Genomic DNA, 10,264 nt, shown 5'->3' with positions numbered 1-10,264 from the left:
CGGGAGCGCACCGGCCAGCGGAAGCAGGAGCGGGAGCGGGAGCGGGAGCGCACCGGCCAGCGGAAGCAGGAGCGGGAGCGGGAGCGGGAGCGCACCGGCCAGCGGAAGCAGGAGCGGGAGCGGGAGCACCTGCGCACCGGCCAGCGGGAGCGGGAGCGGCGTGCACGGGAGTGCGTGCGGCGTTCGGCGTGCGAGCTGGAGCGGGCGCGGGAGCGGCGTGCGCGAGAGCAGCGTACGAGCGGCGGGCGTGGGCTTGGGTGGGTACGCGGGGTGCGGGGGTCAGGGGGTGGGGGTGGGGATTGGGGGGAGGTTGATTTGGAAGGTGCAGCCGCCGGGGGTGTTGGTGACGCCGATGTGGCCGGCGTGGGATTCGACGACGCCGCGGGCGATGGCCAGGCCGAGGCCGCCGCCGGAGGAGGTGGCGGTGGCTGTGGGGGCGGCTGGGGTGCGTTGTTCGTCGCCGCGCCAGCCGATGTCGAAGACGCGCGAGAGGTCGTCGGCGGGGATGCCGCCGCAGCCGTCGGTGACGGCGAGGCGGACGCGGCCGTCGGGTTCGCGGTCGACGAGGAGGGTGACGGCGCCGCCGGGGGTGGTGTGGCGAATCGCGTTGCCGACCAGGTTGGTGACGGCGCGGGTCAGCTCGTCGGGGTCGCCCTGGACCGCGAGGCGGTCGTCGCCGGACGGCGTCGACACCGAGAGCTCGACGCCGGACGCCCGCGCATGCTCGGTGTTCTCACCCACGACGTCCTCGGCCAGCTCGCGCAGACTCACGGCAGAGCGCTTTCTCGGCAACTCCGCCGCCGAGAGCCGCGACAACTCGAACAGGTCGTCGACGAGCCCCGTCATCCGATCGACGGTGGTCCGCATCTGCCGCAACGCACCTGGTACGTCGGTGATCACATCGTCCTCGAGCCCTTCGGCGACAGCCCGGAGCCCGGCGAGCGGCGTCCGCAGATCGTGGGACATGAACGCGACCAGCTCCCGCCGGGACGCCTCGAGAGCGCGCTCTCTCGCGTGCGACGCGGCCAGCTTCTGCCGCGTCGTCTCCAGCTCGTCCGTCAGCGCCGCGAGCTCCGCCGGCACGACGCCGGTCGCGGCGGCCGACGGCTCGTACGTCGTACCGAGCCGGCGCAGGCGCAGCCCGACGTCACGCGAGCTCACGCTCACCCAGTGGCCGAGCAGGACCGCCATGCCGAGGCCGAGCAGGGCCGCGAAGGCGAGCGTCCAGAGCACGACCCAGGAGTCGTGCTCGGAGATGAACATCGCCCGGACGCTCTGCAGGACCGCGGCCAACGCGGCCGCCATCGGCGCCAGCGCGGCCACGATGATCGTGACCCGCAGCGATCGGCGCCGGAACCGCCAGAGGATCGCGCCGCCGATCACCGCGACGACGAGCGTCCACAGGGTGGTCAGCGCGAGGATCGTGACGGTGGCTTCGTTCATCCGGCTTCCCCGGCGAAGCGGTAGCCCGTCCGCGGGACGGTCAGCACGAGCCGCGGATCCGACGGGTCGGCCTCGATCTTCTCCCGCAGCCGGCGAACGTGCACGGTGACGGTCGACGAGTCGCCGAAGTCCCAGCCCCAGACGCGGCGCAGCAGCTCGGCCTTCGTGTAGGCCTTGCCCGGATGCGACACCAGATAGGCAAGCAGATCGAACTCACGGTGCGTCAGAGAGAGCTCTCTCCCGTCCAGGGTCGCGATCCGCGCCGCGGTATCGACCGTGACCGGGCCGGCGGTCAGCTTCGTCGGCGTCAGATCGAGCCCGGCCAGCCGCTCCTCGCGCCGCAGCATCGCCTGGACCCGCAGCGTCAGCTCGCGCGGGCTGAACGGCTTGACCACGTAGTCGTCGGCTCCGACCTCGAGCCCGACCAGCCGGTCCTCCTCCTCGCCCCGCGCGGACAACATGATCACCGCGGCCCCGTCGTCCGCCGCGCGCATCCGGCGCAGCACCTCCAGCCCGGACATCCCCGGCAGCATCACGTCCAGAATCACCACCGACGGCTTCCACTGCTGCCACACCTCGACCGCGGCCACTCCGTCCGCAACCACCCGAGCGTCGTACCCGGCCTTGGTCAGGTACGCCGAAACCACATTCGACACCGTCGGGTCGTCGTCCACCACCAGCACACGTGTAGCCACCCCCAAACCCTAAATCTTCCGTTCCCGCCGACTCTCCAACCCGCCACACCGTAAGCAACCCGTAGCCGTCCTCAGAGAGCGCTCTCGGCGATCTCGGCGTCGCCGGTCGCCGCGGCTCGGATCGCGAGAGAGCGGTTGCCGTAAGGGATCCGTAGGCGGTGGAAAGCGTTCCGCGGCGGTTTGCTTCTCTACGGTCGAGGAGTGGATGTCGATCTGGTTCTCCCTTGTCTCGATGAGGCCGCGGCCCTGCCCTGGGTGCTCGGGCGGCTCCCGGACGGAGTACGCGCGGTTGTCGTCGACAACGGTTCGCGAGACGGCTCGGTGGAGGTTGCCGAGCGCCTCGGCGCGACCGTGGTCCATTGCTCGATCCGCGGGTACGGCGCCGCCTGTCACGCGGGCCTGGAGGCCGCGGAGGCGGACGTCGTCGCGTTCATGGACGCCGATGCGTCCCTCGACCCGCGCCAACTGGTCCGCGTCACCGCTCCTGTGTTGGCCGGCAACGCGGACCTGATGATCGGACGCCGGAGAGCGGTCTCTCGGCACGTCTGGCCGTGGCACCTCCGGCTCGCGAACGCCGAGCTGTCCCGGCGGATCCGGCGCCGCACCGGCGTCGTCCTGCGCGACCTCGGGCCGATGCGCGCGGCTCGGCGTACGGCGTTGCTCGGCCTCGACCTGGCGGACCGCCGTTCGGGTTACCCGCTGGAGACCGTCGTCCGGGCCGCGGACGACGGCTGGCGGATCGCCGAGGTCGACGTCGACTATCTGCCGCGGTCCGGCCGTTCGAAGGTGACCGGTACGCCGCTCGGCGCGGCGCGGGCCGTGGTCGACATGTCGAAGGTGCTGAAGCGATGACGGCCGGCACTCTGATCGTGATCGCCAAGGAACCGCTCCCCGGCCGCGTCAAGACGCGGCTGCAGACCGAGTTCACCGCCGCGGAGGCGGCCGCACTGGCGCGCGCGTCGTTGATCGACACGTTGACGACGGTGGCGTCGGCGTCCGCAAGTCGTCGTGTGGTGGTGCTGGAGGGCGAGCCAGGGGCGTGGCTGCCGGGCGGGTTCGAGGTCGTCGCGCAGCGCGGGGGTGGGCTGGACGAGCGGCTGGCATTCGCGTTCGCGGATGTCTTCGACGGGACGCCGATGCTGCTGGTCGGGATGGATACACCGCAACTGCCGGCCGAGTTGCTCGGGTTTCATTGGCCGGGGTACGACGCCGTGCTGGGGCTGACCGAGGACGGCGGGTACTGGTGCCTGGGGTTGCGGGAGCCGGATCGGCGGGCGCTGCTCGGCGTACCGATGTCGACGTCGCACACCGGGCGCGATCAGCTGCGGCGTTTGCTGGATCTCGGGTTGCGGGTGTTGTTGCTGCCGACGTTGCGGGACATGGATACGCCGGAGGATGCGGCAGCGATCGCTGCCGCGTACCCCGGGTTGCGGATGTCGCGGTTGTTCCGGCGGCTGCAGCACTCGGCGCATCCTGGGCTGCTCTTCGAACGGGCGCTGGACGGGACCGCGCGAGTTGTTGCCACCGGCATCGATGGACGGACGGTTCCGTCGCTGTCCGAGCTGGAGCGGTGGCAGTCGCCCGCGGACGAGGTCGATCGGCTGGCGTTGAGCCGGTGCGAGGGCCCGGTGCTGGACATCGGGTGTGGACCGGGGCGGATCGTGACAGCGCTTGCTGAGCAAGGGATTCCGGCACTCGGGGTCGATGTGTCGCCGCAGGCGGTTTCGTTGACGACGTCGCGCGGTGCGGCGGCGCTTCGGCGTCCGGTGCAGGAGCGGCTGCCAGGTGAGGGGCGGTGGGGCAGCGTCGTACTGATGGACGGCAACATCGGCATCGGCGGGGACCCGGCTGATCTGCTCCGCCGGTGCGCCGAGCTGGTGCGGCCGAACGGGCTCGTCCTCGTCGAGGTCGATCCCGACGACGACCTCGACGACCCCACTCCCCTCATCCTCCGCACGACCAGCGGCCGCCGCTCCACACCTCTCCCCTGGGCCCGCGTCGGCGCTCACGCCCTCCTCCGCCACGCCCGCACCGCCCACCTCCACCCCACCGAAGACTGGCGAACCCCACACCGAGCCTTCCTAACCCTCCGCCGCACCGCATGACCCGCCGGCAGCCCGGCGCTGGCCGCGAGGGTGGCAGCAGCTCCGCATCAGCGCGGGAGGAGAGCACCCACGCACACTCGCCAGACGGCAAGCCAGCCGCGGTAGCCCGGTCGGTCGGTGCCGATGGAACTGCCAGGTCCCGCCGGGGCGACTGGGCAGCGCGCGAGCACGCCGGCCGACGCCGAGACGACTGGGGAATCGGCGGACACACCAATCGACGTCAGGACAACTCAGCAACCTGCGGGGACGCCGATCGACGTCAGGACGGCCGGGCCGCCTGCGGGCATGCCGATCGCCTTCGGGGCGGCTGGAGGTTTGGTGCGTTGACCGGTAAGGGTCGGGGCCGGTGGCTGCCGGGTGGGACGTGGAGTCAGTGGTTCGTGGGTGGGAAGCGGGGTGACGGGCTGCTGCGTGGGGGCGGGTGGGGCGACCGGCGGGGGCCGGAGCCGGTGGTTGCTGGGTGGGACGCGTGGTGGGTGGGTGGTTGGCGGACGGCACGGGGCGGCGGTTGGCGGACGGGACGCGGGGTGGGTGGATCGTGAGCAGGAGGCGGGGTGACGGGCCGCGGGGTCGGGCGCGGGGTGGGCGGTTGGCGGGTGGGGCGACTGGCGGGGGCCGGAGCCGATGGTTGCTGGGTGGGACGCGGGGTGGGTGGGTGGCGGGTGGGGGTGCGGTGGGGGGTGCTGTGGGGGTGGTTTGGGCTGCGGGGGTTGGGGGGTGGGCCAACGTGGTGCTGGTGGGTGGGGTTTTGGGGGTGGGGTGGCTGGTTTGGCGGTTCGGGCGGGGGGTGGGGGTTTTCGGGGTGGTGGTGGTTGCCGCGGTTTGTCAGGCGCCGGGGTTGCTGGTGGCGCCGATCACCAGTACGGACGCTTATCGGTACGTGTGGGACGGGCGGGTGCAGGTGGCGGGGCACTCGCCGTACGGGCATGTGCCTCTGGATGATGCGCTGGCCCGGCTGCGGGATCCGGTGCTGTTTCCGGGGTTGTCGGCGGCGGAGAGATCGGGAGAGAGCGCTCCCCCGCGGATCTCCGGAGATCCGGCGGCGGTCGCGGCGGCCTCGGCGGACGATCCGCGGACGAAGATCAACCGGCCGCGGGTGCCGACGATCTATCCGCCGGTGGCGCAGGTGTACTTCGCGGCGGTGGCCGCGGTGACACCGTGGCCGGCCGGGACGCTGGGAGTGCAGATCGCCGCGGCACTGCTCGCGGTCGCGCTCACCTGGCTACTCGCGGTGAACGTGGCCGATCGACGCTGGGCGGCGCTGTGGGGTTGGTCACCGATCGTGGTGCTCGAGGCCGGGAACGCCGCTCATGTCGATGTGCTCGGCGCGTTCCTGATCACCGCCGCGGTGCTGGTCGCGGCCCGGCGTCCGAAGCTCGCCGGAGTACTGCTCGGCGCGGCGGCGAGTGTGAAGCTGCTGCCGTTACTGCTGATCCCCGCGTTCCGCGTCCGGCAGTCAGCCGTTGCTTTGGGCACCTTTGTCGCGAGTTACGTTCCGTACGTGGCGGCGTCCGGCGTACTGGTGGTCGGGTTCCTGCCTGGGTATCTAACGCAGGAGGGGTTCTCCGACGGCAGCTCCCGGTCGGCGATTCTCGCGCTGCTGCTGCCTCCTGAGGCACGACAAGTGGTTGCCGTGATCCTCGCGGGAGCGCTCTCCGTGCTCGCGTTCCGACGCCGCGGGCGCGAGCCGCTCGCCGTCACCTGCTGTTGGCTGTACGGCGCCGCCCTGCTGATCGCGACGCCGACGTATCCCTGGTACGGACTGCCGTTGATCGCGCTCGTCGCGCTGGCTCGGCGTCCCGAATGGATCGCGGTACCGCTGGCGGCGTACGTCGCGTACGCGAACTTCGGGCACGAGACCCGGCAAGGGCTGAGTTACCTGGCCGCGGCTGTCATCGTTGTCATCGCGACTACGTTACGTCACCGTCTGCGGACTGTTAAGCAGTTTGACGCGGCAACCATCGCCCGCCAACACTGAGCAGCGTGACCAAACGCATCGCCATCGCGACCTCGGCCGACTGGCCCGAGCTGCTCCCCGAGGAGCGGCCGCTGGTGGAGGCGTTCGAGGCCGCCGGCCTCGACGCGATCCCCGCGGTCTGGACGGACCCGTCGGTCGACTGGTCCGCGTACGACGCCGTCCTGATCCGCTCGGTGTGGGACTACTACAAGCGGCACGTCGAGTTCACCGAATGGCTCGGACTGCTGGACAAGTCCGGCGTGCCGGTGCTGAACGAGACCGACCTGATCCGCTGGAACAGCGACAAGCGCTACCTGCTCGAACTGCGGGAGCGCGGGGTCGCGATCGTGCCGTCGCAGGTTGCGGCCGGCGCGTGCCTGCGCGAGGTCGTCGCCGGGCTCGACGGGCAGCAGATCGTGATCAAGCCGACCGTGAGCGGCGCCGCGCACAACACCGTCCGCGGGGTGGCCGGGTCGGCCGAGCTGAGTGACGCGATGACCGCGCTGCCGGACGCCGTCTACCTGGTGCAGCCGTTTCTGCCCGAGATCCAGACCGACGGCGAGTGGTCGTTGCTGTACTTCGGCGGCGCGTTCAGTCACGCGGTCGTCAAGCGCCCGGTGGCTGGTGACTACCGGGTGCAGCCGATGTTCGGTGGCGTCGCGACGCTCGAGGAACCGGCGCCCGCGATCCTGGAGAGCGCCGAGAGAGCGCTCACCGCCGCGGGATCGCCGACCACCTACGCACGCGTCGACGGTGTCGTCGTCAACGGACGCTTCCTGCTCATGGAGCTCGAGCTGATCGAGCCCTACCTGTTCTTCCCCGAACACCCCCCTGCCGCCAACTACCTCGCCGGAGCAGTCGCCGCCCAACTCTGAGCATCCCCCACTCCGGTTGGCCGACGCGGCCGGAGACTTTGCCTAGGTCGGCAATCCAGCGGCCGAGGAAAGCAGTAGGAGTGCGGAGCGCCTGCCCCTGAGGTGGGTTGCGTCGGCGGGTGCGGCGGAGGTCGCGTCGGCGAGGTACGGCGGGGTCAGCCGGTGGCCGGGCGCGGCCGAAGTCGCGTCGGCCAGGTACGGCGGAGGTCAGCCGGTAGCCAGGTGCGGCGGAAGTCGCGTCGGCGATGTACGGCGGGGGTCAGCTGCTCGGGTGGGGGGAGCGGGGGCAGCTGGCGGTGGGTTGCAGCCGACGGCGCGTCGGCGGGTGCGACGGAAGTCGCGTCCAGCAAGTGCGGTGGGTTGCAGCCGAAGGCGCGTCGGTGGGGTGCGTTGGAGGTCGCGTCGGTGGGGTGGGTTAGCTGGCGGCGGTGTTGGGGTGGCCTCGGCGGCGGCCTTCTAGGAGGGTTTGGCCGGCGGCGGTGCCGGTGTATTTGGTGCGGCGGGCCCAGGCGTGGCATTCGGCGAGGACGGGGCAGTGGGAGAGGCAGAGCTCGCGGGCTTTGCGCTGTTCGAAGCGGGTCGCGGTCTCGTCGAAGGCGCCGGCCTGGCCGGCGCAGGCGGCGCGGTCCATCCAGCGGTCGGCGGGGTCAACGATCACGGTCAGTGTCGGCCTCATGGAAAAACGGTAAGGGCCGGGGAGCGCTCTCCGAGGCGCGTCTCGGAATATGGTCGTTAGTACATTAACTTAGTAGACATTTAGAGTCGGCGTATGCCTGCGCTCGTGGAGATTCAGGCGGCTGCGGAGCAGTTGCGCGGGCGCATCCATCGCACTCCCCTGCTCACGTCGACGGCGCTCGACGCGCAGTTCGCGGGTGGCGGTGGGGAGCTGGTGCTGAAGGCGGAGCTGTTTCAGAAGACGGGCAGTTTCAAGGTCCGCGGTCTGCTGACGAAGCTGTTGCGGCTGACGGACGACGAGCGGCGGCGCGGTGTGGTGACGGTGTCCGCGGGTAATGCGGCCGGCGCGCTCGCGTGGGCCGCGCGGGACGCGGGGATTCCGGCGACCGTGGTGATGGCGAAGACCGCCGTACCGGCCAAGATCGACGCAGCGCGGGCCTACGGCGCGACCGTCGAACTGGTCGAGGGCGACCTGCTGGCGGCGTACGACGAGATCCGTACAGAGCGCTCTCTCACCGGCGTTCACCCGTTCGACGACGAGGACGTGATCACCGGCCACGGCAGCCTCGGCCTCGAACTTCTCGAAGATCGCCCGGAGATCGACACCGTGCTGGTTCCGATCGGCGGCGGTGGGCTGATCTCAGGTGTCGCCGTGGCCGTCAAACTGCTCAAGCCGACCATCCGCGTGATCGGCATCGAGCCGGAGCAGGCGGACGTCGTCAGCCGCAGCCTCGCCGCCGGGGAGCCGCAGCGCCTGCCCACGGCCCGTTCGATCGCCGACGGCCTCGCCGCGCCGATCTGCGGTACCCGCAACTTCCCACTCATCCAGCAGTACGTCGACGACGTCGTACGCGTCTCCGAGGACGCACTGCTACAAGCGACCCGGCTGGTGATGTCCCGCACCAAGCTGGCGCTGGAGCCGGCCGCGGCGGCGCCGTTCGCGGCCCTCCTCGAGAGCAGTGCTCGCGTTGCCGGAGTCACCGCCGCTGTGGTCAGCGGCGGCAACCTCGACGTCGCAAAGCTTGCCCTCTGATCAGACTGTCGCCAGCTCCCGCGACCGTACGCCGGACGCAACGCCGTCACTCGGATCGTCGACGACGTCGCCCTGCCGCACCGGGTCCTTCTCCGGTAGCAGGATGTCCCGCGCAACGACCAGCATCAGCCACAGCGTGCCGGCCATCCGCAGGATGACCGAGAGCCAGTAGATCCGGTCCGGCACGTCCGGATTGCCCGGTGCGAGGAATTGCGCCAGATGCATCCACACGAGCATCCAGTAGAAGCACTCACAGGCCTGCCAGATCAGCCAGTCCCGCAACCGCGGCCGGGCCAGCGCGACCAGCGGCAGCAGCCAGAGCACGTACTGCGGTGAGTACACCTTGTTGATCAGCAGGAACGCCGCGACCACCAGGAACGCGAGTTGAGCAAAGCGCGGCGGTCTGGGCGCCATCAGCCCGAGTATCGCGATCGACAGACACAGGCCCGCGAAGATCACGATGTTCAGCTGGTTGACGTCGGCAACCTCGTGCTTGGCCAGCTTCAGCACGTACCAGATCGAGCCGTAGTCACTCTCCCGCTCGTCGTTGAACGTCCAGAACGACATCCACTCGTTCTTGGCGAGCAGGTAGATCGGAGCGTTCACCAGACCCCAGGCGACCACCGCACCGATCACGGCCTGGAAGAACGGCCACAGCTTGCGGCCGCGCAGACAAATGATCAGCAACGGCCCCAGCAGCAGGAACGGGTAGAACTTCGCCGCAGTGCCCAGACCGAGCAGGACGCCGAACCAGATCGGCTTCCCACGGGACCAGGCGAACATCGCTCCCGCTGTCAGCGCAACAGCGAACAGGTCCCAGTTGATCGTGGACGTCACCGCCAGCACTGGTGCGGCAGCGACGTACAGCGCATCCAGTGGCTGCCCGCGCGCCGCACCGGGGCGGGTTTCGACACCGCGGGCGGTTGCGACTGTCAGGCCGACGATGACCAGAGCGCAGAGGAAGAGCAGCGCGATGTTCACGACGAAGAAGACGCCGGCCGTGTCCCGCTTCTGCGCCTCGGTGAGGTCCTGTTTCGGGTCACCGGTGAACAGCCAGGTGATCTGGGCGGCCGCCTCCATGAACCCGCCGGTCAGCACCGGGTACTCCAGCACCGGGTAGTTGCCGGTGTCCAGGAACGGCCGGTTGCCTTCGGCGAAACCACGCTCCTGGTAGAGGAAGCCGATGTCTGAGTAGCAGAGCGCCTTGAAGGGCCGCCAGTTCTGCCGGTCCCAGCCGACGTCCATACAGGGCGCCTTCTGGAGGACACCGAGGCCGAAGGTGATCGTGCACACCGCGAGCGCGATCCGCAGCGGCGTCCACCAGGACGAGCTGAGCCGGGCGAACCGCCCGGAGCGCCCACCGAGGCCCACGGTCAGCCCTGCGACGGCCGGATCCGCCTCTGACGGCGGCAGCCGGTCGTGCGCACGCTGGCTTCCTGGTTCGGTCACGGTGCGCATCATCCCCTATCGGCTCGCTTTGC

At 70.5% G+C, this 10,264-nt stretch carries 9 protein-coding genes; 5 read left to right on the top strand and 4 right to left on the bottom strand.

All coding sequences use genetic code 11. The features are described from left to right. Nucleotides 1-279: 279 nt before the first annotated feature. Both HPO96_RS37395 and HPO96_RS37390 read right to left on the bottom strand, forming a co-directional pair. Complete coding sequence (locus HPO96_RS37395; RefSeq protein WP_171679232.1) at nucleotides 280-1,443, bottom strand: sensor histidine kinase; 1,164 nt, start codon at nucleotides 1,441-1,443, stop codon at nucleotides 280-282. Then, on the bottom strand, nucleotides 1,440-2,138 hold the full coding sequence (locus HPO96_RS37390; protein ID WP_171679231.1) for a response regulator: 699 nt from the start codon (nucleotides 2,136-2,138) through the stop codon (nucleotides 1,440-1,442). Before HPO96_RS37390 ends, HPO96_RS37395 begins: the two co-directional genes overlap by 4 nt. A gap of 201 nt (nucleotides 2,139-2,339) precedes the next feature. On the opposite strand from HPO96_RS37390, the gene HPO96_RS37385 reads away from it, so the two are divergent. The 4 genes from HPO96_RS37385 to HPO96_RS37365 all read left to right on the top strand — a co-directional run bounded on the left by HPO96_RS37385 (nucleotide 2,340) and on the right by HPO96_RS37365 (nucleotide 7,075). Beyond that, nucleotides 2,340-2,990 (top strand): glycosyltransferase, encoded by a 651-nt coding sequence (locus HPO96_RS37385; protein WP_171679230.1) that lies wholly within the window; start codon nucleotides 2,340-2,342, stop codon nucleotides 2,988-2,990. After that, nucleotides 2,987-4,243, top strand: a complete 1,257-nt coding sequence (locus tag HPO96_RS37750; RefSeq protein ID WP_184999635.1) for a DUF2064 domain-containing protein — start codon at nucleotides 2,987-2,989, stop codon at nucleotides 4,241-4,243. Before HPO96_RS37385 ends, HPO96_RS37750 begins: the two co-directional genes overlap by 4 nt. Nucleotides 4,244-4,664: 421 nt before the next feature. After that, entirely contained in the window at nucleotides 4,665-6,221 is a 1,557-nt protein-coding gene (locus tag HPO96_RS37370) for a glycosyltransferase 87 family protein (protein WP_475422020.1), read from the top strand. Nucleotides 6,222-6,226: 5 nt separating this feature from the next. After that, on the top strand, nucleotides 6,227-7,075 hold the full coding sequence (locus HPO96_RS37365) for an ATP-grasp domain-containing protein (protein WP_171679228.1): 849 nt from the start codon (nucleotides 6,227-6,229) through the stop codon (nucleotides 7,073-7,075). 415 nt (nucleotides 7,076-7,490) lie between these two features. On the opposite strand, the gene HPO96_RS37360 is transcribed toward HPO96_RS37365, so the two are convergent. Further along, nucleotides 7,491-7,751, bottom strand: coding sequence for a WhiB family transcriptional regulator (locus HPO96_RS37360; RefSeq protein WP_171679227.1), 261 nt, complete (start codon nucleotides 7,749-7,751; stop codon nucleotides 7,491-7,493). A gap of 93 nt (nucleotides 7,752-7,844) precedes the next feature. Here HPO96_RS37360 and HPO96_RS37355 point away from each other — a divergent pair, with 93 nt between their 5' ends. Beyond that, the gene (locus HPO96_RS37355) at nucleotides 7,845-8,783 is read left to right on the top strand and encodes a threonine/serine dehydratase family protein (RefSeq protein ID WP_171679226.1); all 939 of its coding nucleotides are present in this window, start codon (nucleotides 7,845-7,847) and stop codon (nucleotides 8,781-8,783) included. On the opposite strand, the gene HPO96_RS37350 is transcribed toward HPO96_RS37355, so the two are convergent. Further along, on the bottom strand, nucleotides 8,784-10,241 hold the full coding sequence (locus HPO96_RS37350) for a glycosyltransferase family 87 protein (protein WP_171679233.1): 1,458 nt from the start codon (nucleotides 10,239-10,241) through the stop codon (nucleotides 8,784-8,786). Nucleotides 10,242-10,264 lie beyond the last annotated feature (23 nt).

Origin of the sequence: Kribbella sandramycini (assembly GCF_013131805.1) — a bacterium.
In the GTDB taxonomy this organism is placed as follows: domain Bacteria; phylum Actinomycetota; class Actinomycetes; order Propionibacteriales; family Kribbellaceae; genus Kribbella; species Kribbella sandramycini.
The sequence above is the reverse complement of the archived record's forward strand: the minus strand, read 5'-3'. Positions and strand labels throughout refer to the sequence as shown.